Source organism: Sagittula salina, assembly GCF_017813235.1.
Taxonomy (GTDB): Bacteria; Pseudomonadota; Alphaproteobacteria; order Rhodobacterales; family Rhodobacteraceae; genus Sagittula; species Sagittula salina.
Map to the genome: position 1 here is coordinate 77,489 of NZ_JAGISH010000010.1, position 26,355 is coordinate 103,843.

At 63.4% G+C, this 26,355-nt stretch carries 21 protein-coding genes and 1 tRNA gene; 14 read left to right on the plus strand and 8 right to left on the minus strand.

Features of this window, described 5'->3' with window-relative positions; genetic code table 11:
• Positions 1-154: 154 nt before the first annotated feature.
• Positions 155-1,321, minus strand: coding sequence for a DEAD/DEAH box helicase (locus tag J5474_RS16955; RefSeq protein WP_209362266.1), 1,167 nt, complete (start codon positions 1,319-1,321; stop codon positions 155-157).
• Positions 1,302-2,480 carry a hypothetical protein gene (locus J5474_RS16960; RefSeq protein ID WP_209362271.1) on the minus strand — a complete coding sequence of 393 codons (1,179 nt, stop codon included), beginning with the start codon at positions 2,478-2,480 and terminating at the stop codon, positions 1,302-1,304. Before J5474_RS16960 ends, J5474_RS16955 begins: the two co-directional genes overlap by 20 nt.
• Before the next feature lie 62 nt (positions 2,481-2,542).
• Here J5474_RS16960 and J5474_RS16965 point away from each other — a divergent pair, with 62 nt between their 5' ends.
• From J5474_RS16965 to J5474_RS16990, 6 genes are all read left to right on the plus strand, one after another.
• The gene (locus tag J5474_RS16965) at positions 2,543-3,769 is read left to right on the plus strand and encodes a recombinase family protein (protein WP_245216532.1); all 1,227 of its coding nucleotides are present in this window, start codon (positions 2,543-2,545) and stop codon (positions 3,767-3,769) included.
• Positions 3,769-4,152, plus strand: coding sequence for a hypothetical protein (locus J5474_RS16970; protein WP_209362278.1), 384 nt, complete (start codon positions 3,769-3,771; stop codon positions 4,150-4,152). Before J5474_RS16965 ends, J5474_RS16970 begins: the two co-directional genes overlap by 1 nt.
• Positions 4,153-4,330: 178 nt before the next feature.
• Complete coding sequence (locus tag J5474_RS16975) at positions 4,331-4,897, plus strand: hypothetical protein (RefSeq protein ID WP_209362280.1); 567 nt, start codon at positions 4,331-4,333, stop codon at positions 4,895-4,897.
• Between the two features lie 203 nt (positions 4,898-5,100).
• A complete protein-coding gene (locus tag J5474_RS16980; RefSeq protein ID WP_209362282.1) occupies positions 5,101-5,511 on the plus strand; it encodes a hypothetical protein in 411 nt (136 codons plus the stop codon).
• Positions 5,504-6,049 carry a hypothetical protein gene (locus J5474_RS16985; protein ID WP_209362283.1) on the plus strand — a complete coding sequence of 182 codons (546 nt, stop codon included), beginning with the start codon at positions 5,504-5,506 and terminating at the stop codon, positions 6,047-6,049. Before J5474_RS16980 ends, J5474_RS16985 begins: the two co-directional genes overlap by 8 nt.
• Positions 6,042-6,743, plus strand: a complete 702-nt coding sequence (locus J5474_RS16990; protein ID WP_209362286.1) for a B3/B4 domain-containing protein — start codon at positions 6,042-6,044, stop codon at positions 6,741-6,743. The genes J5474_RS16985 and J5474_RS16990 overlap by 8 nt, the downstream gene beginning before the upstream one ends.
• A 359-nt stretch (positions 6,744-7,102) precedes the next feature.
• Here J5474_RS16990 and J5474_RS16995 read toward each other — a convergent pair.
• Positions 7,103-7,192: transfer RNA gene (locus J5474_RS16995), tRNA-Ser, on the minus strand.
• A gap of 220 nt (positions 7,193-7,412) precedes the next feature.
• Between J5474_RS16995 and J5474_RS17000 the strand changes: the two genes are divergently transcribed.
• The 4 genes from J5474_RS17000 (at position 7,413) to J5474_RS17015 (ending at position 11,575) form a co-directional block, all read left to right on the plus strand.
• A complete protein-coding gene (locus J5474_RS17000; RefSeq protein ID WP_209362288.1) occupies positions 7,413-8,348 on the plus strand; it encodes an SPOR domain-containing protein in 936 nt (311 codons plus the stop codon).
• Positions 8,349-8,554: 206 nt separating this feature from the next.
• Positions 8,555-9,781, plus strand: coding sequence for a D-alanyl-D-alanine carboxypeptidase family protein (locus J5474_RS17005; protein WP_245216533.1), 1,227 nt, complete (start codon positions 8,555-8,557; stop codon positions 9,779-9,781).
• Positions 9,778-10,440, plus strand: a complete 663-nt coding sequence (gene tmk, locus J5474_RS17010; protein WP_342454058.1) for a dTMP kinase — start codon at positions 9,778-9,780, stop codon at positions 10,438-10,440. The genes J5474_RS17005 and tmk overlap by 4 nt, the downstream gene beginning before the upstream one ends.
• On the plus strand, positions 10,433-11,575 hold the full coding sequence (locus tag J5474_RS17015; RefSeq protein ID WP_209362290.1) for a DNA polymerase III subunit delta': 1,143 nt from the start codon (positions 10,433-10,435) through the stop codon (positions 11,573-11,575). Before tmk ends, J5474_RS17015 begins: the two co-directional genes overlap by 8 nt.
• Positions 11,576-11,929: 354 nt before the next feature.
• Here the strand turns inward: J5474_RS17015 and J5474_RS17020 are convergent, their stop codons facing one another.
• Entirely contained in the window at positions 11,930-12,991 is a 1,062-nt protein-coding gene (locus J5474_RS17020) for an Mrp/NBP35 family ATP-binding protein (RefSeq protein ID WP_209362292.1), read from the minus strand.
• A 239-nt stretch (positions 12,992-13,230) separates the two neighbouring features.
• Here J5474_RS17020 and J5474_RS17025 point away from each other — a divergent pair, with 239 nt between their 5' ends.
• Entirely contained in the window at positions 13,231-13,449 is a 219-nt protein-coding gene (locus tag J5474_RS17025) for a DUF1127 domain-containing protein (protein WP_209362294.1), read from the plus strand.
• 894 nt (positions 13,450-14,343) lie between these two features.
• Positions 14,344-17,433 (plus strand): valine--tRNA ligase, encoded by a 3,090-nt coding sequence (locus J5474_RS17030; protein ID WP_209362295.1) that lies wholly within the window; start codon positions 14,344-14,346, stop codon positions 17,431-17,433.
• A gap of 1,337 nt (positions 17,434-18,770) precedes the next feature.
• On the opposite strand, the gene J5474_RS17035 is transcribed toward J5474_RS17030, so the two are convergent.
• From J5474_RS17035 to J5474_RS17050, 4 genes are all read right to left on the minus strand, one after another.
• A complete protein-coding gene (locus J5474_RS17035; RefSeq protein ID WP_209362432.1) occupies positions 18,771-20,219 on the minus strand; it encodes a TrkH family potassium uptake protein in 1,449 nt (482 codons plus the stop codon).
• 70 nt (positions 20,220-20,289) lie between these two features.
• Positions 20,290-20,517, minus strand: a complete 228-nt coding sequence (locus tag J5474_RS17040; protein ID WP_209362296.1) for a hypothetical protein — start codon at positions 20,515-20,517, stop codon at positions 20,290-20,292.
• 146 nt (positions 20,518-20,663) lie between these two features.
• The gene (folE2, locus tag J5474_RS17045; protein WP_209362297.1) at positions 20,664-21,764 is read right to left on the minus strand and encodes a GTP cyclohydrolase FolE2; all 1,101 of its coding nucleotides are present in this window, start codon (positions 21,762-21,764) and stop codon (positions 20,664-20,666) included.
• Between the two features lie 116 nt (positions 21,765-21,880).
• Positions 21,881-23,065, minus strand: a complete 1,185-nt coding sequence (locus J5474_RS17050) for an aminotransferase class V-fold PLP-dependent enzyme (RefSeq protein ID WP_209362298.1) — start codon at positions 23,063-23,065, stop codon at positions 21,881-21,883.
• Positions 23,066-23,309: 244 nt separating this feature from the next.
• Between J5474_RS17050 and J5474_RS17055 the strand changes: the two genes are divergently transcribed.
• Positions 23,310-24,266 (plus strand): alpha/beta hydrolase, encoded by a 957-nt coding sequence (locus J5474_RS17055; protein WP_209362299.1) that lies wholly within the window; start codon positions 23,310-23,312, stop codon positions 24,264-24,266.
• A gap of 110 nt (positions 24,267-24,376) precedes the next feature.
• Positions 24,377-26,266: a monovalent cation:proton antiporter-2 (CPA2) family protein gene (locus J5474_RS17060; protein WP_209362300.1), complete on the plus strand. Its 1,890-nt coding sequence runs from the start codon at positions 24,377-24,379 to the stop codon at positions 26,264-26,266.
• Positions 26,267-26,355 lie beyond the last annotated feature (89 nt).

Consider the following 26,355-nt stretch of genomic DNA (forward strand, 5'->3'; position numbering starts at 1 on the left):
CGGTGCGGGCGCGGCCGGTGGGGATCGAACCAGCCAAAACCCTGTGCGCGGGATGTGCAGACGGCGCAGAGCAGCGGGCGCGGATGCCAGAGGCGATCCACGCTCGGTCGATCCGAAGCCGCTGTGGGCGCGGATGGGATTTGCGCGACATGGCTCACGCGGCCCTTCCAAGGGACGGGGCCGCCCGTGCGACCAGCTGGCGGATTTCGCGCTTGTTGAATTTGAAGGTCATCAGTGCCGAGGCGCGATAACGGGTGAGGCCATAGTCGGAGCGAAATTCCGTCGGCAGGTATTGCAGCTGCTTCTCGGTCGCGGCCTGTTTCAGCCAGCCCTTCGATTTAAAGGCGCTTTCGTCGGTTTCATTGGTGTTGAGCCAGTCATCGGCCTGCGCGAGGCAGATCGCTCGTTCGCCCACACCAAGCAGCCGGGACGCCTGACCTTTGCCGCCGCCGACAGCGTGCCAACGGCCCTCAAGGAAGAAGATCCCGCCCCAGGCGTTGAACCCGTTGGCCATCAGGGCCGCATCGTCACCGAAAAGGTCGACCCATGCGAAACTGGAGCGTTTCAGCAGGTCAATCTCGGACATGATGAAACCGTCGATCGGGGCCGAGCCCTCTCGCGACAGGTCCGCTCCGCAGAATGGGCATTCGGAGACGGCGAGCGGGATCTCCGCCTCGCATTCCGGGCAAGTCTTGCTGGGGGCTGGCCCAGGCACCGGTTCGCGGCCGTCCAGGTCGACATCCTGTTCCAGCGTGCCGTGCGTCAGGCTCGACGTCCCGAAATCCAGCACGATGCAGTCGGTCTTGATGACGCCCGGGTATTCCTCCGGATCGACCGTGCGCAGGCCACGGCCAATCATCTGGATCATGGTGGACTTGTATGAACTCGGCCTCAGCAGCACGACGCAGGAGGTCGGCGGATGGTCCCAGCCTTCCGTGAGCACGGCGACGTTGACGATCACCCGGATCTCGCCAGAGGCATAGGCGGCCAGGATCCTGCGCCGGGTCGTCCCGTCCAGATCGCCATGGATGACAGCCGCAGCGATGTCCGCGTCGTTGAACGCTGCGGCGACGTTCTCGGCATGAGCAACGGTGGAGCAGAAGACGACCGTGGGACGATCGCTGGCCTTCTCGCGCCAATGCCGGATCACCTCGTCGGTGACCGGGGCGCGGTTCATTATGCCCGCCACCTCGTTCATGTCGAAATCAGACAGTGTCTTGCGCACTGCGCGCAGTTCGTCCTGCACTCCGACGTCGATGATAAAGGTGCGGGGCGGCACGAGATGGCCGGAGGCGATTAACTCACCCAGCAGCACTGTCATCTGGCCCTTTGGGACCGTGGTAGTTCAACCCTTCCAGCCAACGCCAAAGCCGCGCCGGATCATGCGGTCCTAGGCTTATCTCAAAGTAGTTATCGAGCAGAAGTCCGGCGATCTTGCTGACATCGTCACGGCAATGACACAGGGTGGCGGACTTTGCCGCGCACTCACAAGACAGCCCGTCCGTCAATCGGTCTAGTGACCAGACCGTCAACTGCAAATCGAATTCCCTGACCAGTTGTCGAATGTGATAACGGGAGCCAATTCCCCGGTCGTCGCGCCTTTCGAATAAGGCCGCGCTGGACTCAAGCATGCGCAATATCGTTTCGCGCGCAACTCGATCTGGACCGATACGCTGGATAATTTTCGCCGATATACGCGACGCGATGTGGCTGTTCTCGCGGGCAAGGTGACCGAGTGTGGGCTCCCAGGGATACCCTTGGCAGTCAAGCAGACAATCTAGCGCTCCCACCCTTACATTCTCAGTCGACGCCGGATCGAGAAGATGATTTTCAAGCTCCGGAACAAGGTCGTCGATTGCCGAGGACCCTTCCAGCAGTTGAAAGACGAGCGACTTGAGGTGTCCTCCGTCCTCCGGTTGATTGAGGATGCATCGAACGGCATCGACCGTATCGGCAGTGAAAAATCCCGAAGCGCTGAAGCTCCGCCAGAAATCGTTTCTGCGAAAGAAGGGATCTTCTGCCGACAAGGCAACCAGACCATCCAGCAATAGGAGCTTCGATCTCGGCGAAAGGCGCGATGGGTCACCGTTGGCCAGAACTGCATACGGATCAACCGCGATGATCGCTTCTTGGGTCTCTTGCGTGCCGAGTGCGGCCATCCACCCCAGAAGCCCGCGCAGTTCGTCCCGCGACACTCCGTTTGGCGCGATGACTGCAAGGCATTGACGACTGGAAAACGGGTTGCTCGCATCGTTGATCATACGGATCAAGTGACGTGCAGCGCCATATTCCGCGACGATCCTATGCACCGGCTCGTGGTTCCCTGAACGGGCTGCAGGTTTGAAGAGGCGTGTGTCGAGGATCGACGCTTGGCTGTCACCACGGATGCCGAGATCGCCAAGAGCGGGGTAAGTCCTCTCATCAAGTCCTGCAGAAACCGAGACGCCGTCGGCCCCCGACAGCAGAAGCTTCGCGAACACCTCGTCGGCCCATGCGATGCGCTGAGTACGCGTCGGCGCGTGCCGTTGAGGGATCTGATCGTTTGCTTCGTGGGCGAGGAATCTTATCGCGTCATCGAAAATCGCGTCGCGAGTGGAGAACGCGCCGCCTGCGCGATAAATACGACGATGGCGGCTTCTCCGGCGGGACACTTGAGAGGCCCGCGCTTAAGGACCTGATCGCCGACATCGAGGACGGGCTGATTGACATCGTCGTGGTCTACAAGATCGACCGCCTCAGCCGCGCCCTGATGGATTTCTCCAAGCTGGTCGAGATCTTCGACAAGCACGGCGTCACCTTCGTGTCCGTCACGCAGTCCTTCAACACCACGACGTCCATGGGACGGCTGACGCTGAACATCCTGCTCAGCTTTGCCCAGTTCGAGCGCGAGGTCATCGGCGAGCGGATCCGCGACAAGGTCGCTGCGTCGCGCAAGAAGGGCATCTGGATGGGTGGACCGGTGCCGCTGGGTTACAACGTGAAGGACCGCAAGCTGATCGTGGACCCAGACGAGGCCGAGACGGTGCGGACGATCTTCACACTCTACGCCCGATCAAGCTCCACGGCGGAGGTGATCCGCGAGTTGGACGCGCGTGCGATCCTGACCAAGACCGGCAGGCCATACGACAAGACCTCGCTCCTCAAGACCCTGCACAACAAGGTCTATCGCGGCCTCGCTGTGCACAAGGGCACGGCCTATCCCGGCGAGCACGACGCGATCATCGACGAGCCACTATGGGACGAGGTGCACGATGTGATCGCGAACAACCGCGTCAAACGGGTTGCCGTTGCCAAGGAACCCTCACCGGCGCTGCTGCGCGGACTGATCTTCACCGAGACCGGTGTCGCGATGACCCCGCACCACACCAAGAAGGGCTCGCGGCGCTATCGCTACTACGTGTCGATGGACGTGGTCAAAAAACGTCCCAAGGCAGAGTTGCGAGGCCCGCAGCGGCTGCCCGGTGGCATGGTCGAGGATGCCGTGGTCGGCGAAATCCGGCGCCTGCTGCGCACCCCGGAGGTCGCCGCGCGGGTGTCGCGGACACTTCGCAAGGATCGGCCAGACCTTGGCGAGGCGGCGATCAGCGCATCGCTCACCCAGTTCGACGACATGTGGAAGGCGCTGATCCCGGCCGAGCAGGCGCGCGTCGTCAGGCTTCTGGTCGCGCGTGTCACCGCCAGCGAGGCCGGGCTGGCGGTCGATCTCCGCCACGAAGGCTTGGGCGCGATTGCCGCGCTGATGGCCCCGGCCAAGACGGAGGTGGCGTGATGGCAGAGCCAGAAACCCTCCGCGTCCACATACCGCTCACCATGCGCAATCGCGGCGGCCGCCCTCGCATTCTGCCGCCCAAGGAAATCGAAGTCGCCATGGATCGCGGCCAGGATGCCCGCCTGCTGCGCGCCATCGGCCGCGCGTGGGACTGGCGGCGCAGGCTCGAGCGCGGCGACGTCAACACCATCGCCGATCTCGCCAGAGCGGAGGGCATCTCCGACCGATACGTCAGCCGCGTGATCCGGCTGGCTTGGCTATCGCCATCGGTGCTGGAGCGGCTGGTCCTGCGACGCGAGCCCACGATGCTGTCGATCTTTGACCTCTGCGGCGTGGCGGAGCTGACGTGGGTCGAGCAGCCGGAAAGGGTTTTTGACGGTTGATTGAGTCCAAGAACTGAGTACACTCCGTTAAATTACGCTAGATTACGATGACGCAAAGGGGGGTATAGTGACAGTGGTTCAGCTTAGAAAAAATGGGGGGCAACCAGCTGCTCGCTATGCGTTTGTCGACCGCGAGGGCTTAATGAGGGCCATACATGTAGGTGAGCAGGCATCTGACATGACCCTTTTATTGCGTGATCTGAATTTCAAGAGTCCAAATAGCACCACGATTGAGCGGATATGTTATCGCGGGCACCTGATGAAATCAGGAATGGCGCTTAATTTTCTTCGCGCGTTCGGTCGATATGCCGACAAACAAAACATTGATATTGACTCCAGCGTCTTTGATCCGCAGCACGCCTTGACGGAGTTTGGCTATCGAGTAGTCGGCCTTGGAGATGCAATACGAAAGGTATCCGGCCAGCTGATTAATTCAGAAGTGGACCCAGTTTCAGATCTTGCCGTTGCGGCAAACTTAACGCCTGACGCGATCGTCCAAATGGCACAGGGCCGCTGTGTTTTGGTGCCAAGCAACGTGGCCGACGATGTGTCAAAGGCAGCAATGGCGGTGTTGAAGCTCGCTGATCCATTGCGGGTTGAACGGCTGCCGCCGAATAACACCGATTACAAGCCCGTCGGTGCCAATCGGGTTGAAAATGGCGCTGACGCATTTCGGTGTCCTGAAACTGCGGCGATTCGGCAGGCAGTGCTTAATCGCGTGGCCCACGTCAGTAGAGCTGCGTAGGATTTCGTAAGTTATCGTAGGGTCAGGTAACGGCATTAATAGATGCCGTAGAGTGCCACAAAATCTGTGGTGTAAGAAGGCATCGTGACACAAGTCACGGTGCCTTCTTGTCCGTCGCGTAGCTCACAACGGCTGTGGTAGGTCTCGACGCTACGATCAAACCGACGGGCAGACAAGGCATTTCCATCAACTTGGAGAATGCTATGAAATCTGCAAGAATCAGACTGCCAAGCCCCGAGGCGCTTAAGTGCCCACTGGCTGGCGAGAACGAAGCCATTCGACATCATCTCGAAGTGCTGGCCCGCAACCAGTTGTCCGATCTGGACCAGCTGGCGTTGTTGGGCTTGCCCGAGAAGGCACCCCAAAAGACGGACAGCGCCGTTGCTGAGAAGTTGGGTGTCGAGAAGTTCGACATGTACGATGAGTACTTCGATGTCGAACGTACTTCACAGAACCCGGCAGACGAGCTGTCATCCGCGTTCATTGCCTCGCTGGTCGAAGTTGGTGAAGAAGCAAAACGGGGTCACAGCCTCGATCCGTTGGCCCTGAATGCTTTCCTGCGGGCTGTACAGGTTCAAGCTCAGGTTCTGCTTAAGGAGGCGTACGATGGCTGAACAAACGCATGTGTTGTCGCCTGACGCATACCGCTGGAAAGCGGGGCACCGGCTGTTTTTCACGCACATTCAGGGGTTGGTGCTAGCAATCGATGCCTTCGAACGCAGGCCGAGCGAAGATCGACTCGATGATGTCACAGATTTGCTACTCGGCTCGGTCGTGATGATGCAGTTCGCGGCGGACTTCATCGATGAAGGCTACGACTGGGTCCGAAACGACATGGCGAAAGTCCATGAAGACTTTAGTGGCGTCTTCTCGGCAGATCATGCCGAACTGCTGAAGCGTCTGCGTGGTATGAGGTCGGCGAAAGACAATTTCGCGGAAGCGCATGGTCGTTTCGCTGCGGCCCTTAACACTGTGTACAACGCCCACGCGTTTGTCTGTCGTCGTTTCGTCGCTGACAGCGGAAGCCTCGCGAACCCGGAAGTAAACGCGCCTGAGCTACTTCGGACAAAATTCCTGCGTAGGGCTTTGGTCACGGCAGGCGCGACCGAACAAGCGCGAGAACTCGATCGGCGGGGGCAAAACGATGCATAGCATCGCGATCGACCCGCGGGTCTTTGAACACGCACCAGACTATTCTCGGTGCGTGTTCACCATCCAGGTGCCTGACACCGCCTCGGCCCCTGAAATGCTTGCTGAAGCCCTTCGCCGCCATGCGGGTTCGATAGGTTCGTGTCGTTATGTCAATGACAGGATCGCCGAGTGGGAGGGTATCTTTCACGCTGTCGGCATCAATCCGAACCGCTACCCGCCATCGCTAAAATCGCTGGTAAAGCGCTGCCGCTCGGGGAAGAGCTTGCCCTACGTTAACGACCTCGTTGCGATCATGAATTTGGCCAGCTTGATGCTCAGGCAACCGTGTGGCGCAGATGATCTCGACAAGGTCGGTAACGAATTGCTGCTTCGACCTGCGGATGGCGATGAGGCGTTCGTGCCGCTTGGGGCCAAAGACCTCGTTGAAACTCCAGATCCCGGCGAAATCGTCTATGTCGACAATACGAACAAGAACGTGTTGTGTCGTCGGTTCATTTGGCGCAACGGTCACCTTAGCCGGTTGACCGAACACACTTCCAAGCTGGCCTTCAACGTCGACATCGCCAGCGGCAACTCGTTCTTGGCCCTAGAGGCCCGCATCCTCATCCCCCGCCTTTTCTGGGATCTTATGCGGGCTGACGCGAAGTACCACCTTCTCAACGCCCAAAACCCTCGTGTCGAAATCGACATGTAGATTACGTTGAGATTAAGTAGCTTCAGCGACGGTTCGGCACCGCCCTGAGTGCGCGCCGAACCGTCGACTTTCTTGATGGCACGCCTACCGCGTGTTCTGGCTATGTTACCATCGATGTCGTTCGGATCGCGCGTTTGGGTTTTGGCGGGCCTTCAAGTTAGGCCGTTGAAAAGTAACATCAAAAGTGGACCGAACCGGAACGGACGAGGTTCGCCCAAACTGAGACTGATGGCCATTCAGAGCCCAGCTTCGGACAGGCGGCGCGTCTATGAGGTACGGTCAGACCTCGCAAACCCCTTTAATAACACGGAAAAATCCGTGCCCGTCAGGGCGGTGTCACTGGTTCGCAATGGGGATAATGGCGGAGGCTCAGGGATTCGAACCCTGGGGACGCTCTCACGCCCAACGGTTTTCAAGACCGCCGCAATCGACCACTCTGCCAAACCTCCGGTCCCGGTCTCCCTAGCGCCCCCGTCGCGATTCTGAAAGCGCGCTCGGGGGAAAATCCGCGCATTCCGTTTTGCAGGCTTTTCAGAGCCTTCGCGAAACGTTACTCTCGCGGCAAAACCGGGCCGGCAGCGCACGGCTATGAGGCATGAAACACCATCCGCGACCGGCCCACCGGTTCGGGCCGTCCAACGAGGCGGTGGCACAGGCAAGAGGCAAGACATGAGCGGTTCTCCCATAGGCAGCATTCTGCGCGCCCCCCTGTTCCTCGGAGCACTCGTTGCGCTTTCGGCCTGCGCCGATGGACAGATGCCCGGCATCCTGCAACCGAAGGGCGGCGACGCGGTGACCCGCAACGCCACCGGGTCGGCGCCTGCGCGCACCACGGAACGGGACGTCGAGGCGCCCGAAATCTTTGCGGCGAAGGAAGCTGGCCTCTGGGATGGCCGCCCCTCGCTCGGCGGCGTCTGGGTGGCGCATCCCGACGTCAAGGAGCCGGAGCGGGCGATCATCCGCAACACCTCGAACGGGCAGTACGTGATCGGTGCGCTTTTCCGCAAGGAACGCGCCACGCCCGGGCCCCGCCTGCAAGTGTCCTCCGACGCCGCGGCGGCGCTCGGGATGCTGGCCGGTGCGCCGACCAACCTCGACGTGGTCGCCCTGCGTCGCGAGGAAGCCAAGACCGAGAGCACGCCAGCGGACGCAGCGCAGCCGGTGGCGGCCACGGGTGCCATGCCCGCCGCACCCGATGTGACCGAAGGCACTCTTGATCCGGTCGCCGGGTCAGCCGCCGCAGCACTCGCCGCCCCGCCGAAGACCGCCGGCACCGCAATCGAGAGTAGCAGCCTCCCCGCCCCCTCCGCGCCGAAGCCCACTCAGGCCGCTGCGGCCAGTGCCGCACCAGAGCCCGCAGTCAGGTCTGGCCTGCAGAAGCCTTACCTGCAGATCGGCATCTTCTCGGTCGAGGAAAACGCCCGCAACACCGCCGTCGCCATGCGGCAGGCCGGGCTGGTGCCCACGGTGATACCGGGCAACTCCAGCGGCAAACCGTTCTGGCGTGTGGTCGTGGGCCCGGCGCAAACCACCGAGGAACGCGCGACTTTGCTCAAGACCATCAAGAAGAACGGGTTCGAAGACGCCTACGCGGTGACCGACTGATCCATCGCAGGCTGCGAATAGGGAATCCCGGCGCGGTGATGGGCGATATCCGCATGAACCCTCCCACAACCGCGGGTGCACCACGCACCAAGCCGGACTCGCGATCCTTTCACGCCCGGCGGTCCGTCGCCGCCCCGGGTGACACGCTCCGTCCTTTGCGCGATAAACGGGGACGAGCAGAATCGACCATGGAGCACGAGGCCGCCATGACATTTCCGATGATATCTTTCATACCAGCTCTGCGGCAGACCGCCCGGCGTCTTCTGGCCTCCGCCGCCCTTCTGGCGATGATGACCAGTGGCGCGCAAGCCTTTGACACCAAGGCCCGCGCCGCCTTTGTCATCGACATGACCACTGGCACGGTGCTGCTGGACAAGAACGCAGACGACCCGTTGCCGCCGGCCTCCATGTCAAAGCTGATGACGCTCTACATCGCCTTCGAGGCGCTCCGCGACGGGCAGCTTCAGCTGGAAGAAAAACTTCCCGTATCGCAGCACGCCATGTCCTATGGCGGCTCCACCATGTTCCTCAATACGCAGGACCGGGTCGCAGTGCAGGACTTGCTGCGCGGCATCATCGTGCTCTCGGGGAACGACGCTTGTGCCGTGCTGGCCGAAGCGCTGTCCCCTGACGGCACCGAACAGGGCTTCGCCCGGCTGATGACCCAGCGCGCCGCGCAACTCGGCATGACCGCCTCGCAATTCAAGAACGCCTCCGGTTGGCCCGCCGAAGGGCACGTCATGTCGATGCGCGATCTGACCTTGCTGGCCAGCCATATCATCAAGGACTTCCCGGACTTCTATCCGATCTTTTCCGAACGAAAGTTCGCCTTCGACGGTCGGGCACCATCGAACACTACCAACCGCAACCCGCTTCTGGCGCTGGATATCGGCGCCGACGGGCTGAAGACCGGCCACACCGCCGAGGCAGGCTATGGGCTGGTCGGCTCCGCCAAGAACGGAGAGCGCCGCGTGGTCTTCGCGATCACCGGACTCGACTCCGCCGCCGAGCGCGCCGAGCAGTCCGAGGCCATCGTCAACTGGGCCTTCCGCCAGTTTGCCGAGCAGACCATCGTGAAGCAGGGCCAGCCGGTCACGCAGGCCGAACTCTGGCTGGGCGCAGAGGACGCGGTCGACCTCGTGGCGGAAAAGGACATCACCCTGCTGCTGCCCACCATGACCGCTGGCGGTGTAAAGGCAGAGGTGGTCTATACCGGCCCGATCGAGGCGCCGGTGAAACAGGGCCAGCGCCTGGCCGAACTCATCATCCAGCCCGAGGGCCTGCCGGAAACCCGCGTGCCGCTGGTTGCCGCCGGGGATGTGGCGGCGGGCGGCTTCTTCGACCGCATGATGACCGTATCGGCTGTGTTGCTGAAGCGGTTCACGGCGCAGCCCTCGGAAATGGAAACCGAAGCAGCGCAGGACGCCACGTGACGCAGGACGCGGCCCGGAATGGCCCGGCTCCGCAGGGCCTGTTTCTCTCCTTCGAAGGCATCGACGGCTCGGGCAAGTCGACGCAGGCCCGCCTGCTGGCCGAGCGGCTGAAGGCGGAAGGGTGCGTCCCCGTTCTTACCCGTGAGCCGGGCGGCTCCCCGGGGGCAGAGGAAATCCGCGCCCTCGTGCTCCAAGGCGAACCGGACCGCTGGTCGCCGGAAACCGAGCTTCTGCTATTCACCGCCGCCCGCCGCGATCACCTCGAACGCACCATCCGCCCCGCGCTCGCTGCCGGAAGCATCGTTATCTGCGACCGCTTCGCGGACTCGACCCGCATGTACCAGGGGCGTCAGGGCCTGCGCGCCACTGTGGACCAGCTGCATAGCCTGATGATCGGCACCGAGCCCGACATGACCCTGCTGATCGATATGGACCCGGTCGCGGCGCTTTCCCGGGCAAAGGCCCGCGCCACCGCCGAAGAACGCTTTGAGGACTTCGGGCTTGCCTTGCAACAACAGATGCGCGCCGACTTTCTGGCGCTCGCAAGGGAATTTCCCGACCGAATCCGCGTGATCGACGGCAACCGCGACCCGGCGGAGGTCGCCTCCGAGATCCACGCCCTCGTCACCGCCCAGCTATCCGAGACGACCCATGGCTGAGATCGCCCCCGAACCTGATCGCATCGACGGCGCACCGCACCCGCGGGAGACTCGGCATCTTTTCGGACAGGATCAGGCCGAACGCGACTTTCTGACCGCGTTCAATGCCGATCGCCTGCATCATGCCTGGCTGATCACCGGCCCGCGCGGCACTGGAAAGGCGACATTGGCGTGGCGCATCGCGCGTTTCCTTCTTGCGACGCCTGCACAGGCGGATGACGGCCTCTTCGGCGCGCCGCCGCCGCCCGCCAGCCTCGACATCGACCCCGAACATCCGGTCGCCCGGCGCATCCTGGCACGCTCCGAACCGGGGCTGTTCCTCCTGCGGCGCGGTGGCTCCGGCACCTCCGACTCCGAGCAGCAGAAGAACTTCGCCGACGGCAAGTTTTCCACCTACCTCCGCGTGGACGAAGTCCGCAAGCTGGCCCATTTCTTTTCCATGTCCTCGGCCGATGGTGGCCGCCGCGTGGTAATCGTCGATGCCGCCGACGAGATGAACGCCCAGGCCGCCAACGCACTTCTCAAGATGCTTGAGGAACCGCCTGCCCGTGCCACGCTGCTGCTGATCGCGCATCAGCCCGCCAGCCTCCTGCCGACAATCAAGAGCCGCTGCCGGAGCCTCCGCCTTTCGCCGCTGGGGCATGATGACATGGCCGCAGCCCTCATGCAGGCCGAAGCCGACATTCCCCCCGACGAGGCCGAAGCGCTGACGCTTCTTTCCGAAGGCTCTGTCGGCACCGCCATTCGCCTGCATCATCAGGACGGGCTGGCGCTCTATCGTCAGATCCTGCTGGTGCTTGCCTCCCTGCCGCGACTCGACCGCTCCGCTCTGCTGACGCTGGCCGATGGCTGCTCCGGCAAAGGGCGGGAGGACCGGCTCGCCCTGACCCTGACGCTGGCCGACCGCATCGCGGCACGCCTCGCCCGCACCGGGGTTCTGGGCGAAGCGCCCGCGCCCATCGTCCCCGGCGAGGCAGAGATCCTGCGCCGCCTGTCCCCCGATCCGGCCCGGGGTCGGGCATGGGCGCAGGCGATCCAGGACGCGGGTGATCGGGCACGTCACGCGCGCTCCGTGAACGTTGACCCGGCGCTTCTGGTCACCGATCTTTTCCTGCACCTGCAGCAAGCGGCCTGACGGTCTGCCGCGCGACTTCTGGCCCCCTGGATCGGCGGCGCTGCAGTTCCCGCCGCTGACAGACCGCGTGCCACGCCGGCTCCGGGCTTCCGGCGCGGTACGAACGCGCAACAGGACGTTTTCCCGGATCGGCTTCGTTCACTTCAAACAAGTTGCCGACCGACGGGAAGCCCCCTGATCGACCGACTGGCGGACCGGCGACGCGGCGACAGTGCTGAAAGGTTCCCACCGGAGCCTTCTTCCCGCACAGCCCGCAGCCGTCCATCACCCGACCAGACGCGCGTGCGGCAATAAAAAAAACGCGCCCCGCTTCTTCTTTTCCCAAATACTCACCTGCAGGACGCCGCCAGCGTCTCAGACGATGCCGCCCCGGATCAAACGTTCCGCCAGCCCCGCGTAGGCCTCCGCCATTGGCCCCTCTCCCAGCGCGACCGGCGTGCCCGCGTCGCCCGCCAATCGCGTGTCGAGGTCAATGGGCAGTTGCGCCAGCAACGGCACACCCAGTCGCTCCGCCTCTGCCACCACGCCGCCATGACCAAAGATATGACTGTCCTTGCCGCAATGCGGACAGGTGAACACCGCCATGTTCTCGATCAGCCCCAGCAGCGGGACCTTCAGAGTGCCAAACGCATCCAGCGCCTTTTGCGCGTCGATCAGCGCCACGTCCTGTGGCGTCGACACCACGATGGCCCCGGTCAGCGGCGCCTTCTGGCCCAGCGTCAGTTGCACGTCCCCCGTCCCAGGCGGGAGGTCGATCAACAGAACATCCAGTTCGCCCCAGTTCACCTGCATCAACATCTGCTGTAAGGCGCCCATCAGCATCGGCCCGCGCCAGATCACCGCCTTCCCTTCCGGCAACATGGCCCCAACCGACATCAGCGTGACCCCATGCGCGTGCAACGGCTCGATGCGCTTGCCGTCGGGCGAAGCAGGGCGCTTCGTCACCCCGAACATGCGAGGCTGCGACGGCCCGTGGATATCGGCATCCAGCAGGCCCACACGTTTGCCCGCCCGCGCCAGAGCGACAGCAAGGTTCGAGGACACCGTCGACTTGCCAACGCCACCCTTGCCGGAGCCGATGGCGATCATTGCCTTCACCCCCTCCGGGCGCATGGGTTCCGCCTGCGGCTTCATGTGACCGCCCATCTTGAGCGATGGCGCCGGCGCCGCGGCATGGGCCGTCACCGCCACGCGCACCGAGGTCACGCCGGGAATCCCCTGAAGCGCCTCTTCCGCCGCGCGGCGTACCGGCTCCATCTCGCGGGCAACCTCGGCGGAGGGGGCCTCGATCACGAAACGCACGTCGCCCGCCTCCACAACCAACGCGCGGACCAAGTCTTCGGACAGGAGCGTGCCGCCTCCTGGAACCTTTACGCGCGCCAAGACCGATTCGACTTCGCTCTTCACATCATTCATGTCCGAACTCTCCGATTTTCTCTTTTAAGGCGTTCTTGACGCCCCGTCGCCGCAACCCATGCTCGGCATTGCCCGTCCATTCGGCACCAATATGCTGATTTCATATGCATCTTCCATGCATTTGCTGCATGGCGGCATTGTCTTGGCGGTCATTGTGCACCCGCAGCATTTGCTCCATCTTCTAGCCAACGACGGCAACAACGCCAACGACATGATATTTGCCAGAGAGGCACGGAACCATGGCACACGCAACCGAGTTCACCACCGAAGCCCAAACCGCTTTGGGCAACCGTTTCTCGGGTCTGATAGCAGCTTTCCAGGCCCGCCGCGCCCGCCGCAAGGTCTTTACCCAGACCTTCCGCGAGTTGTCGGCACTCTCGAACCGCGAACTGGCCGACCTCGGCCTGAGCCGCGGTGAGATCCGCCGCGTGTCTTACCAGGCGGCTTCCGAGATCTGATCTCGGGCAGAATTTCGGACGCGGCACTCCTCCTCCCGCCGGGTCCGACTTAGGCGGCGCATCCCTCCTCCCTGGATGCCCGCCCGCAGACAACGCCCCCATCGGGGCAAAAAATGCCGGACCCCTCTCCTCCTCCCTGGGGTTTCCGACATCAGCGACGGCGCCGCTCCTCCTCCCTGGCGCCGTCGCGATCCGACAACGGTCCCTGATGGACCAGCAGATGCCGAGCCCCTCTCCTCCTCCCTGGGGCCTCGACATACGCGACGGTGGCTCTCCTCCTCCCTGCCACCGTCGCACCCCATACCGGGCCGCTCTTCCCACCGGGGAACCGAGGCCCACGACACATGCCGGACCCCTCTCCTCCTCCCTGGGGTTTCCGACATCAGCGACGGTGGCTCTCCTCCTCCCTGCCACCGTCGCACCCCATACCGGGCCCCTCATGGCCCAAAGATGCCGAGCCCCTCTCCTCCTCCCTGGGGCCTCGACATAAGCGGCGGTGCTTCTCCTCCTCCCTGGCACCGCCGCGCACGTATTCGGATCGGGGCCCCTCTCCTCCTCCCTGGGGCGCTCGTTTACTCCACCCGCGGTGCCCGGCACCGCGGGTTTCTTTATCCCGCCCCCGCCCAGCGGCTCCGTTGGGCGTAGAGAGCAGTGCCCTCCTCACGGGCCGGGAAGGGCAATCCGAGTCTCTGAAACAAGGTTCCCTTGCGCAGGGCTTCCTCGGGCGGGCGGGCCGCCTTTTGCCGCAGGCGAAACAGGTCTGCTCCGCCCGCAAGTCCGCAGGATCCTCCGACAGCCTCCAAAGCTGCCATGCCCCCCCCCGATACCCACGCGACCCTTCCCCTCACCGCGCCCTTTCGCTACAGACCTCTACAAACGAAAGAGGTCCCGAACATGCCGCTGGAAAAAACATTCAACGCCGCCGAGGCCGAACCCCGCCTCTCCGCCAAGTGGATCGAGAGCGGGGCCTTCCGCGCCGGTGCCAACAAGTCGCGCGACGAAAGCTTCACCATCATGCTGCCGCCGCCGAACGTGACAGGCGCGTTGCATGTGGGTCACGCCTTCAACCACACGCTGATGGACATCCTCACCCGCTGGCACCGGATGCGCGGCTTTGACACGCTTTGGCAGCCGGGGCAGGACCACGCGGGCATCGCCACCCAGTTGCAGGTTGAGAAAAAGCTCAAGGCCGAGAAGGGCCTGCGCCGCACCGACATGGCGCGCGAGGACTTCCTGACCCACGTCTGGGACTGGAAGACGCAATACGGCAGCACGATCATCGAGCAGATGCACCGCCTGGGCAGCAGCTGTGACTGGGAACGCAACGCCTTCACCATGTCCGGGGCGCCGGGCGCACCGGAGGCGGATTCGAAAGGCAACTTCCACGACGCCGTCATCAAGGTCTTCGTCGACATGTACGAGAAGGGCCTGATCTATCGCGGCAAGCGGCTGGTGAACTGGGACCCGCATTTCGAGACCGCGATCTCGGACCTTGAGGTGGAGAACGTCGAGGTCGCGGGCCACATGTGGCACTTCAAGTACCCGCTGGCGAATGGCGTGACCTATACCTACGTCGAGAAGGACGAGGACGGCACCGTACTCTTCGAGGAAGAGCGCGACTACATCTCCATCGCCACCACCCGCCCCGAAACAATGCTGGGTGACGGCGCCGTGGCGGTCCACCCCGATGACGAACGCTACGCCGCCATCGTCGGTCAGCTTTGCGAGATCCCGGTAGGCCCGAAGGAACACCGCCGCCTGATCCCGATCATCACCGACGAATACCCGGACCCGACCTTCGGTTCCGGCGCGGTGAAGATCACCGGCGCGCATGACTTCAACGATTACCAGGTGGCGAAGCGGGGCGGTATCCCGATGTACCGCCTGATGGACGTGCGCGGCCACCTGCGCGCGGACGGCGCACCCTACGCCGAGGCCGCAGCGATCGCCATGGAGGTGGCGAAACACAAGCGCACGCTCACCGAGGCAGAGACCGACCTGATCAACCTTGTCCCCGATCACCTGCGCGGTCTCGACCGCTTCGAGGCACGGGAAAAGGTCGTGGCGGAAATCACAGCCGAGGGCCTTGCCGTCATGACGGAGGCGACCGACCCGCGTCTGGGCAAGGCCGCTGTGAAGGCTCCGCTTGAGCCGTCAGAGGGCGGCGAAATGCGCACCGAGGACCAGAACCTCGTCCCACTGGTGGAGGCAAAGCCCATCATGCAGCCCTTCGGCGACCGCTCCAAGGTGGTCATCGAGCCAATGCTGACCGACCAATGGTTCGTCGATGCCGAGAAGGTCGTGGGCCCGGCGCTCGATGCCGTGCGCGATGGGCGCATCAGGATCATGCCAGAGTCCGGCGAGAAGACCTATTACCACTGGCTCGAGAACATCGAGCCCTGGTGCATCTCGCGCCAGCTCTGGTGGGGTCATCAGATCCCCGTGTGGTACATCCCCGGCGAGGAAGACTGGTTCCCGGTCTGCGCAGCCACCGAGGAAGAGGCGCTGGAGCGCGCCGTCGCCATGTCCCCCGAGGGCACGGAATTCCGCGTCGTGGCCGATGCATGGGAGGCGGGCGAGGTCCTGAAACAGGTCCGCGAAACCATGGATGTGGCAGACGAGGGTACCATCCGCACCTTCGATGGCCCGATGCAGTTGCCGATCTTCCGCGACCCGGACGTTCTGGATACGTGGTTCTCCTCCGGCCTGTGGCCCATCGGCACGCTGGGCTGGCCCGAGGACACGCCCGAAATGCAGAAATACTTCCCCTCGGACGTGCTGATCACCGGGTCGGATATCCTGTTTTTCTGGGTGGCGCGGATGATCATGATGCAGCTGGCTGTTGTCGACGAGATCCCCTTCCATACGGTCTACCTGCACCAGCTCGTCCGCGACGAGAAGGGCAAGAAGATGTCCAAGACCACGGGCAACGTCATCGACCCGCTGGAGGTGGTGAACGAGTACGGCGCCGATGCTCTGCGCTTCAACAACGCGGCAATGGCGTCGATCGGCGGCGTGCTGAAGATGTCCATGGACCGCATCGCGGGCTACCGCAACTTCGGCACCAAGCTGTGGAATGCCGCCCGCTTCGCGGAAATGAACGATGCCACGGGGCATGATTTTTCCACGAATAACCGCCCCGTCCCCAGCGCCACGCTGAACCGCTGGATCATGGGCGAAACCGCCCGAGTCCGCGAGACGGTGGATGCGGCACTGGCCGAGTACCGCTTCAACGACGCGGCGAACGCGCTTTATGCCTTTGTCTGGGGCAAGGTCTGCGACTGGTACGTGGAGTTCTCCAAGCCGCTCTTCGCCTCCGAGGACGCGGTACTGGCGGCAGAGACGCGGGAAACCATGTCCTGGGTCATCGACCAGTGCCTGATCCTGTTGCACCCGATAATGCCCTTCATCACCGAAGAACTCTGGGGCACGCTGGGTACCCGCCCGAAGATGCTGGTGCATACAGACTGGCCCGCCTACACGGCGGCCGAACTGGTGGACCCGGCGGCAGAGGCCGAGATTTCCTGGGCGATCTCCCTGATCGAGGGCGTCCGCTCGGCGCGGGCGCAGATGCACGTGCCGGCGGGGCTATACGTCCCGACGCTGGTCATGGGCCTCGGGACGGAGGAACGCGGGGCATGGGACCGCAACGAGGTGCTGATCAAACGCCTCGCCCGGATCGACTCCATGCAGGAGGTGGAGAATTTTCCCAAGGGCTGCGTCACCATCCCGGTGGGCGCCGCGACATTCGGCCTGCCACTGGCGGATATCATCGATGTGGCGGAGGAAAAGGCGCGCCTGGAGAAAACGCTGGGCAAGCTGGCCAAGGAACTGGGCGGCCTGCGCGGGCGGTTGAACAACCCCAAGTTCGTAGAGAGCGCGCCCGAGGAAGTCGTGGAAGAAGTTCGCGCCAACCTCACCGAACGCGAGAGCGACGAGGCCAAGCTCAGGGACGCGCTCGCGCGTCTTGCCGAGATCGGATGAGTGCGGTTTCGCCTGCCTTGCGGCAGGCGACCGCCCGGGGGCCCCGCCCCTGCACCCCTGAAATATTTTAACCAAGAAGAAGCAGGGGCAGCGCGCCGGCGCAAGGCCCTTACCGGATGTCTGGAATATTGCGCGCTGCCGATGGCAGCGCGCTTTTTCGTTTATTCTCCAAGGAGATCCCGCTCGTAGACCTTGCCTTTGGCGAGACAGAGTTTCATCGCGGAAGGCGTTACGTGCCCCGTTTTCCCATCCAGTTGTGGTGGAAACGATAGATCTCGATGATCTTTACCAGCGCCCCCGGCTTGTAGAGGAAGTGGCGATCCCAGGTCCGGCCATTCGCGCTTGGCGTCGAGACAGGCCGGGATGACGGCGCACATTGCTGTGTATCTTGTGGAAATAGCTGTCCACGCTCCGCAGCATGGCGAGGCGCATCAATCTCGCGCATCGCTCCGTTGAGAGCTCCGGGCGGTCGGTCTTGAGATCAACGACCCGGGAGGGTTCGGACTTCGTGTGGTAGGGCCAACCCAAAAGAGAGCCGAGAGGCCGGCCGGAAAGCCGCTTTACGATCTCCCGGTCGAATTCCGCATTCAACACGAACTCCGGTAGGCTATCGAGTTGCTGAGCCGTCGGGTTGAGGTCGTTGCGCCGCTTGGCATTGAGAACCTCACGGGTGTCGGTATCGGTATCGGTGTCATTCCCACTCGTATCTTGCGAAGGACAGTGGGGCCACATCCACCCGGCCCGCGACGACCAGAGGTTTCTTGCGGTTGGGCCAGTTGAGGGTCAGCGTCTGGCTACCCGTCGCGAACCGGCGGCCACCGCTCTTCCAATCGTGGTTTGGCCAGGTCTCCAACGTCTTGCCCTGTGAAGGACTTCGCTCGTTGCCACAGGCCTTACCGTGGAAGCGTTGCAAACCCCCCAGGCGCCTGTATCCCGCGGCAACAGCGCGGTTGTTCCTGATCACGGATTCCGGTCGGCGAGAACCGCATTCGAAGTATTCTTGTCGCCAGTGCCGCCGACCTCGTCGCGAGGGAAGTCCGCGGTGGCGAACCTCAGCCTGCGCCCCCGGCCGTCGCGGGGATCAGGAGGAACCGAAAGGGGCGCATTGCGCGTTCCGAAAAAAGTTCACATCCACCTGTAAAAATGGGCGCGGAGTCCATCTTTTTTCGGCTGCCGCGGATTTTTCGCCAGACAGACTTCGCCTGACATCTCCATTCCAGAGCTCCGTCAAGGGAAGTTTCAAAAAAATTTTGCCACTATGTGCCCAACCGAAGCCTTTTCTTCCAGACATCCGGCAAGGGGCCTGGCGCCGGCGGCTGCCCCGTTTTCCATCGCCATCAGCCGCGCCAGAAGCGGACAGTGAAGAGCGCGTAGACCGCAAGGACCTCCAGTCGGCCCACGAGCATGGCGAAGGCCAGAACCCATTTCGCTGCGTCCCCCAACCCCGCGAAGTTGCCTGCCGGGCCGATCCGATCGCCCAGGCCCGGGCCGATGTTGCCCAGTGCCGTCGCCGCTCCGGAGACGGCTGTGATGAAATCGTGCCCCAGCAACCCCAGGACGACGGCGAAGACCCCGAGCGACACCACGAAGAAAGTGAAGAAGCTCATCACCGAACTCAGCACGTCCGGCCCCACCGGGCGCCCGTCGTAGCGCGGCACGAAGACGCCGCGCGGCGAACGGATGCGCCTCAGTTGCACTCGGATCGACGCAAAGAGCAGCTGGTAGCGGAAAATTTTCACCGAGCAGGCCGTCGAGCCTGCGCAGCCTCCAATCAGGCCGATGAAGAAGAACAGCGCGATCAGGAAATTGCCCCACTGCATGTAATCCACGCTGGCATAGCCGGTGCCCGAAATGATCGAGGAGATGTTGAACAAAGCCTCACGCGCTGCCTGCTCCGGGTGATGCGGAAAGATCCACAGCAGCGTAATGGCGGTGACCGCGACCAACACCGCGATGGTCGCGATGAAGGCCCGCACCTGGCTATCGTGCAACAGGGCGTTTTCCGTGCCGTTCAGCATCTGCACGTACCGCACGAAAGGCAGCGCCGCGAGGATCATGAAGATGGCCGCCACGTATTCCGCCGGGCCGGAAAACATGCCGAAGGAGGCATCGTAATTGGAGAAACCGCCGGTGGAGACGGTGGTCATGGCGTGCACCGTCGCGTCGAAAGCGTTCATGCCGGTAAAGATGTAGCAAATCCCGCAAACCACGGTCAGCGAAATGTAGATCGAGGAGATCGATGCCGAGATCTGCGTTGCGCGGGGCAGGATCTTGCCCATGGTGTCGAAGGCCTCGGAGCGGAAAATCTGCATGCCCCCCACCTTCAGTTCCGGCAGAAAGACCATCGCCACGACGATGATGCCGATGCCACCCAGCCATTGCAGCAGGCCCCGCCAGATCAGGAGTCCCTTGGGCAGCTCATCAAGTCCGGCAAACACCGTGGAGCCGGTGGTGGTCAGGCCCGACATCGCTTCGAAGAAGGCGTCGGTAAAACTGGCCTGCGTTGCGCCGAACATGAAGGGCAGCGCGCCAAAAAGCGGAAGCGCCACCCAGACGCCGGTGGTCAACAGAAATGTTTGTTGCAGCGTCAGCCCCTCGCCGATGCCGTTGGAACAGGCCAGTGCCACCAGCCCGCCGGTCAGCATGGTGATGATCCCGCTCGTGAGGAAAACATGCCACTCGCCGCGGCCTTCCGCGAGGTCCACCAGCATGGGCAGCACCATGCAGGCCCCGAGGGCCGTGACCAGCAGGCCGATGACATAGGCGACAGGGCGGATATCCAGCATGGTCAGAGCCTTGGAGACCCGGCCCGCGCCTGTCAAGCGCGCTTCACCCGCCCGAAGCCGTAGCGCGGCGTCAGTCCGACAGCAGGTCGCGGAAGACGTAGGGCAGGATCTGGTCGCGGGAAAGGCCGATGGCGGCCAGTTCGCGATCGTTTTGCGACTCCAGCACGATGATGTCCCGCAACCGCGCCCGCCTGAGCGCATACGGGTTGAAGCCAAGGCCCCGTTCCACGAGGAAACGGTCGATCCGGCTGGACAGAGCGGCCTGGCCGAAGCAGAGCTGAACGTTGTCGCGTGTCATCTGCGGAAACCTCCGGTGGCGGTTTTCTCCCCTGCCGACCATATGGGACGGAACCCCGTCAAGTCTCCTGGAGGGGACCATACAAAAAGGGCACCCCCGCGGAGTGCCCTTTGAATCGGCGGTTCATCGCCCCTGTGCCCCGGATTTCAGCCGACGTGGAACAGGCTTGAGAACAGCTTCGGATCGAGGCTGTCCTGCTCGAAACGCTTGCCTTCGGTCAACACCGACACCGCGTCGTGGCTGTGCAGGCTTTCCTGATGGCTCGCCACCACACGGAAATCGCCGATGCGCGGATCGTGCTGCAGCTGTTCGGCAAAAAGCCGCGCGGCGTCTTCGACAAAAATCGGATTTGCGGCGTTCAGTTCGGCGAAGGCCTGTTCGTCCTCGCGCTTTACCATGACCTGCGTCTCCGTCGGCACGGCCCGGCGGCACATGTCGATGATGTCTTCGAACCACAGGCAATCGCCGGGCTTCACCTCGACCGAAATCCGCGCCACCGAGCGTTGCGAATGCGGCGTAGCCAGCTGCCCGCGCTCGCGACGGGCGTGTTCGGACAGTTCCAGCGAACAGGGGCAGGTGGAGGAATAGACATAGTCGAGGTGCATGATCTTCACCCGCTCGCCCGCCTTGTCCACGAGTTCCAGCGCGATGTCGTAATACTGGTAGCCCGAAAGGCCCGAACGCAGGCTTTCCATCTTCAGCGGGAACCGGAACGCCATGTTGATGCGCGCGTCAAAACTTTCGAGGTCGGTCTTGTAGTCGTCAAGCGCCGCCTCGATCACCTCGAAGCTGAAGGTCTTCTCCGCGTGGACATAGAAGGACCGCATGATGCGGCTCATGTTGATGCCCTTCTTATCCGCCTCAAGGCTGACGGTGCCGGTTACCGACGTTTCCAAAGTCAGGTCGCCGCTGTCGCGCGTGTGGTAGCCCAGCGGCAGGCGGAAGTTCGAAATGCCCACGTGCTGGATCACCCGGTTTGCGCCGCGGATCAGCGAAGAGGGCCCGTTCTGCAAGTCAGGCAGACCCGCCTTGTAAAGGGTATCGACGCTGAACCCCTCAGGATATTCCCGCGACAGCACCGGATAGGCATCCGGTGCCGCGTCGGGCGCCAACCGCGCGATGACCGGATCAAGCGCGTCGACCTCGGCGGCGTGCGCCTGGCCCGCCCAAATTTTCAGCAGCGCGAGGGCTTTTTCTGCGTCTGCGCGGCTCGGTTTGCGGTCGATCTCAGGCGTATGCACGTTCATCAGGGAAGCCTCTTTTGCCCTTTCTTGCGTAACAGATAGATAAGTTCTGTCCGCTCCTTTTTCTATGATGCACAGTTTACGCGCGAAATCGCCTTCCAGATCAAGTGTTTCTGTCCTTATGCCTTCTCCAGGGCCGACATCAGGTCCGCAAGCAGGTCATCTGTGTCTTCCAGGCCAACAGAAAGCCGCACAAGCCCCGGTGTGATGCCAAGAATTTCCTTCTGCTCCTGCGGGAGCCGCTGGTGCGTCGTCGTAGCCGGATGGGTCACGATCGACTTCGAATCGGCAAAGTTGTTCGAGATGGTGAATATCTCCAATGCGTTGAGCACGCGGAAGCAGGCATCGCGGCCACCCGCCACTTCGAAGGCCAGGACCGTGCCTCCTGACTCCGCCTGGCGCATGGCGATGGCATGCTGCCGGTGGCTGGCGAGACCGGGATAGCGCACGCCTGTCAGCTTTGGGTGCCCCTCCAGTGTCTCCGCGATCTTCAGCGCTCCGGCGGCCTGTGCCCGGACCCGCAAATCCAGCGTATCCAGCGACTTGAGGTGCACCCAGGCGGAAAACGGGTTCAGCGCCGCGCCGGTATGCTTCAGGTAAGTTTCCACGGGGCCACGGATCGTTTCACGGTCGCCGCAGACCACGCCGCCCAGCATCCGCCCCTGCCCGTCCACGTGTTTTGTCGTGGAGATGACGCAAAGATCGGCGCCACAGCCTGCCGCATAGGAGTAGATCGGCGTGGCCATGGCGTCATCGACGATGACCTTCGCGCCGACCCTGTGCGCGACCTCGACAACGTGGCGCAGGTCGATCACCTCCAGCGTCGGATTTGAAATCGCCTCCAGGAACACCAGCGCGGTATCGGGGCGGATCGCCGTCTCCCACGCCGCGTTATCGGTGCCGTCGACCAGAGTGATTTCCACGCCGAACCGCGCCAGCACGCTCTCCAGCACAAAAAGACACGACCCGAACAGCGCCCGCGATGCCACGACGTGATCGCCCGCCTTCGACAGCGCCATGAGCGCGCCGTTGACCGCCGCCATGCCCGAGGCGCAGGCGAATGCGTCCTCGTAGCCGGTGATCGCCGCCATGCGGTCCTCGAACATGCGCACTGTCGGGTTGCCATAGCGTGCGTAGATGAACTCGTCATCGCCAGCCTTGATGAACCGCTGCTCCGCCGCCTCCGCGCTGTCGTAGACAAAGCCCTGCGTCAGGAAGACGGCCTCGCTCACCTCGCCGTATTGCGACCGGCGGGTGCCGCCGTGCACGAGGGTCGTCCGTTTACCCAGTTTCTTCTCGGTCATGGTATTTTTCCTCAACAAAAAAGCCCCGTTCCGGCCAAGCGAAAGGGGGCTTTCGTCTGACCTCTTTAGCGGTTTTTGAGCGTGCTCCACCCGTGGCCCGCAATCCGGTAACAAATCGCCACGCCGCGCTCATAGGCCTGTTAACAAGAGATTTCAAGACCGTCACAGAGCAGTCACCCCGCCTTCATCAAACAGTCGCAGGCTTTGCCTACTGGCCATGCCCAAGATGTAGGCGACCGCTGCCATGCCCATTCTACGCATCACTGTCACGGAAAACGGCGCCGGGCTGCACGGCAGCTCCGCACCGTTGCTGCCTGCCCTCGCCCGTGCCCTGGCAGAGGACGACGGTCCCGTGACCGTGATGGTGCACGGCTATCGCTACGCGCCCGGCACCGGCCTCAGCTGTCCGCACGAAACGCTCTTTCACCGCGCGCCCGAGGGCATGGGGGCACGCATCATCAGCTGGCCCCGCCACCTTGGGCTGCGCGGACAACGCGGCGAGGGCCTGGGCATCTCCTTCGGCTGGCCCGCGCGCGGCTCGCTCTGGGACGCACACCGGAGGGCGGAGACTGCGGGCCTCGCTCTCTCCGGACTGCTGGACAGCCTGCGTGACCTCGATCCAGGCCGAACGGTCAACCTGATCTGCCATTCGCTCGGCGCGCGCGTCGCCCTCGCGGCGATCCGCGCGGGCCGTCCGGGGGCAATCAACCGCGCTGTTCTGCTGGCGGCGGCGGAATTCGCGGGCACCGCCCAGAAGGCGCTGCGGAGCGTTTCCGGGCGACATACGCAGGTGCTGAACGTCACCACGCGGGAAAACGACCTTTTCGACTTCCTCTTCCAGCGCCTCGTGGCCCCGGAGACGCGCGGTGACCGGATGCTGGGTCAAGGGCAAGGACCAGCGGCGCTTCCCAACATGGTCACCCTGCAACTCGACGACGCCGCCAGCCTTCAGGCGCTGCGGGCTGCGGGCTACCGCATCGCCGCGCGAGAGCGGCTGATTTGCCACTGGTCGCCCTACCTGCGCGCCGGGGTGTTTCCGCTTTACGGCGCCTTCCTTTCCGGTGGCCTGGGCCTGCCGGAGTTGCGCGCCACCCTTCCCGAGGCCCCCGCCCCGCGCTGGTCGCGCCTCCGGCGGGGGCTGACTATGCCTCCGATCGCCACGCGGGCGATTGGACACCGCCACGGAACTGGCTCGCGTTAGGCGGTTCTCCACCATGAACATGCGAAACTTGTCCGAACGACACCGCCGCATGTTGCGTTTCCCGCACCCTGCAACGCATCATGATGGAAACCCCAGCAGGAACCCCACCGTTGAACGAATTTCTCTATCAGGCCTCCGTTTTCCTCGCCGCCGCCGTGATCGCGGTGCCCATTGCAGCGAGGCTCGGATTGGGATCGGTGCTGGGATACCTCATCGCGGGCCTCGTGATCGGCCCCGGCCTGGGTCTCGTGGCCCATACCGAAGACCTGCGCCACTTCGCCGAATTCGGCGTGGTGATGATGCTGTTCCTGATCGGGCTGGAGCTCGAGCCACGCGCGCTCTGGGATATGCGGCACCGGCTGATCGGGCTGGGGGGCCTGCAGGTGGTTCTGACGACCGTGGCCTTGATGCTGGGAGCGATTTCGCTGGGCTATGCCTGGCAGACCTCGCTGGCGGTGGGGATGACGCTTGCCCTCTCCTCCACTGCCATTGTGCTGCAAACGCTCAATGAAAAGGGGCTGATGCAGACAAACGGCGGGCGCTCCGCGTTTTCCGTTCTGCTGACTCAGGACATCGCGGTGATCCCCCTGCTCATCATCCTGCCGCTGCTGGCGGTGGTGCCGAAAGTCTCCGTCAACCCCGACGGGTCCATACGGCGCGCCGTGGACAACGGCGCGATCCGTGGCGGGGACGATCACGCCGCCATGTCGCTGGTCGATGGGCTGGAAGGCTGGCAGGCGGCGGGCGTCACGCTGGGCATCGTCGCGGCGATCATCTTTGCGGGCATCTACGGCGCGCGACCGCTATTTCGCTATATCCACGGCTCCCGCCTGCCGGAGATGTTCACCGCCGTGGCCTTGCTGATCGTGCTGGGCATCGCCTTCCTGATGATACTCGTCGGCCTCTCGCCTGCGCTTGGCACCTTCCTCGCAGGGGTCGTGCTGGCCAACTCCGAGTTCCGGCACGAGCTTGAATCCGATATCGAACCTTTCAAGGGGCTCCTGCTTGGGCTGTTCTTCATGACCGTCGGCGCGGGCATCGACATAGAACGCCTGATGATGGAACCGCTCACCATGCTGGGCCTCGCCGTGGCGGTGATCCTCGTGAAGGGCGCCGTGCTTTTCATCCTCGGTCGCGCCTTCGGGTTGCGGCGGCGCGGTCTGTGGCTGTTCACGCTCGGGCTGGCACAGGCGGGAGAGTTCGGCTTTGTCCTCGTTTCCTTCGGCCTGCAGCAAAAGGTCTTTCCGGAGGCGTTGGCCAGCCGGATGCTGCTCGTGGTGGCGCTCTCGATGCTGATCACACCGCTTCTGTTCCTGCTTTTCGACTACCTGCGCGTCCGGTTCGAAGCCATCACAGAGCACGCCGAAGCCGACGAAATCGACGAATCCGGACCGGTCATCATCGCCGGGATCGGCCGCTTCGGGCAGGTGGTCAACCGGCTGGTGATGTCCTCCGGCTATCGCACCGTGGTGCTGGACAAGGACATGCCGACGATCCAGCTGATGCGTCGGTTCGGCTACAAGGGGTTCTTCGGCGATCCGACCCGGCCGGAACTTCTGCACGCGGCGGGGCTGGAGACCGCGCGAGTTCTGGTGGCGGCGCTCGACGACCCGAAGTCGAACTCCAAGCTCGTGGCCTACGCCCGACGCGTCCGGCCCGACCTGCACATCGTCGCCCGCGCGCGCGACCGCAACCACGTGTATTCGCTCTATCAGGCCGGGGCGAACGACATCGTGCGCGAGATGTTCGACTCCTCGCTGCGCGCCGGGCGTTACGTTCTGGAGAACGTCGGCATGTCCGATTACGAAGCGGCCATCGCGGAGGAAACCTTTTACCACCACGACCGCCACACTGTTCGGGAGCTCGCTCAGCTCTGGGATCCGGCGATGCCGGCGACCGAGAACGAACCCTATATCGCCCGCGCTCGGGAACTGGAGAAAGAGCTGGAAACGGCGCTCTTCACCGCGCTTGAGGAGCGGGGGAAGCAGGACGTCGCCTGATCGCCAGCGATTTTCGACCGGGGCCAGCCCCGACTCCCCGCCCCCCTGGCGACTGGGACCAAGAAGAAGCAGGACGCGCCCGGAACATC

Bases quoted from the DNA above. Each gene is read 5' to 3' on its own strand.
- J5474_RS16955 (WP_209362266.1), bottom strand. From the start codon at position 1,321: ATGACAGTGCTGCTGGGTGAGTTAATCGCCTCCGGCCATCTCGTGCCG.
- J5474_RS16970 (WP_209362278.1), top strand. From the start codon at position 3,769: ATGGCAGAGCCAGAAACCCTCCGCGTCCACATACCGCTCACCATGCGC.
- J5474_RS16975 (WP_209362280.1), top strand. From the start codon at position 4,331: ATGACCCTTTTATTGCGTGATCTGAATTTCAAGAGTCCAAATAGCACC.
- J5474_RS16980 (WP_209362282.1), top strand. From the start codon at position 5,101: ATGAAATCTGCAAGAATCAGACTGCCAAGCCCCGAGGCGCTTAAGTGC.
- J5474_RS16985 (WP_209362283.1), top strand. From the start codon at position 5,504: ATGGCTGAACAAACGCATGTGTTGTCGCCTGACGCATACCGCTGGAAA.
- J5474_RS16990 (WP_209362286.1), top strand. From the start codon at position 6,042: ATGCATAGCATCGCGATCGACCCGCGGGTCTTTGAACACGCACCAGAC.
- J5474_RS17000 (WP_209362288.1), top strand. From the start codon at position 7,413: ATGAGCGGTTCTCCCATAGGCAGCATTCTGCGCGCCCCCCTGTTCCTC.
- J5474_RS17005 (WP_245216533.1), top strand. From the start codon at position 8,555: ATGACATTTCCGATGATATCTTTCATACCAGCTCTGCGGCAGACCGCC.
- J5474_RS17015 (WP_209362290.1), top strand. From the start codon at position 10,433: ATGGCTGAGATCGCCCCCGAACCTGATCGCATCGACGGCGCACCGCAC.
- J5474_RS17020 (WP_209362292.1), bottom strand. From the start codon at position 12,991: ATGAATGATGTGAAGAGCGAAGTCGAATCGGTCTTGGCGCGCGTAAAG.
- J5474_RS17025 (WP_209362294.1), top strand. From the start codon at position 13,231: ATGGCACACGCAACCGAGTTCACCACCGAAGCCCAAACCGCTTTGGGC.
- J5474_RS17030 (WP_209362295.1), top strand. From the start codon at position 14,344: ATGCCGCTGGAAAAAACATTCAACGCCGCCGAGGCCGAACCCCGCCTC.
- J5474_RS17035 (WP_209362432.1), bottom strand. From the start codon at position 20,219: ATGCTGGATATCCGCCCTGTCGCCTATGTCATCGGCCTGCTGGTCACG.
- J5474_RS17040 (WP_209362296.1), bottom strand. From the start codon at position 20,517: ATGACACGCGACAACGTTCAGCTCTGCTTCGGCCAGGCCGCTCTGTCC.
- folE2 (WP_209362297.1), bottom strand. From the start codon at position 21,764: ATGAACGTGCATACGCCTGAGATCGACCGCAAACCGAGCCGCGCAGAC.
- J5474_RS17050 (WP_209362298.1), bottom strand. From the start codon at position 23,065: ATGACCGAGAAGAAACTGGGTAAACGGACGACCCTCGTGCACGGCGGC.
- J5474_RS17055 (WP_209362299.1), top strand. From the start codon at position 23,310: ATGCCCATTCTACGCATCACTGTCACGGAAAACGGCGCCGGGCTGCAC.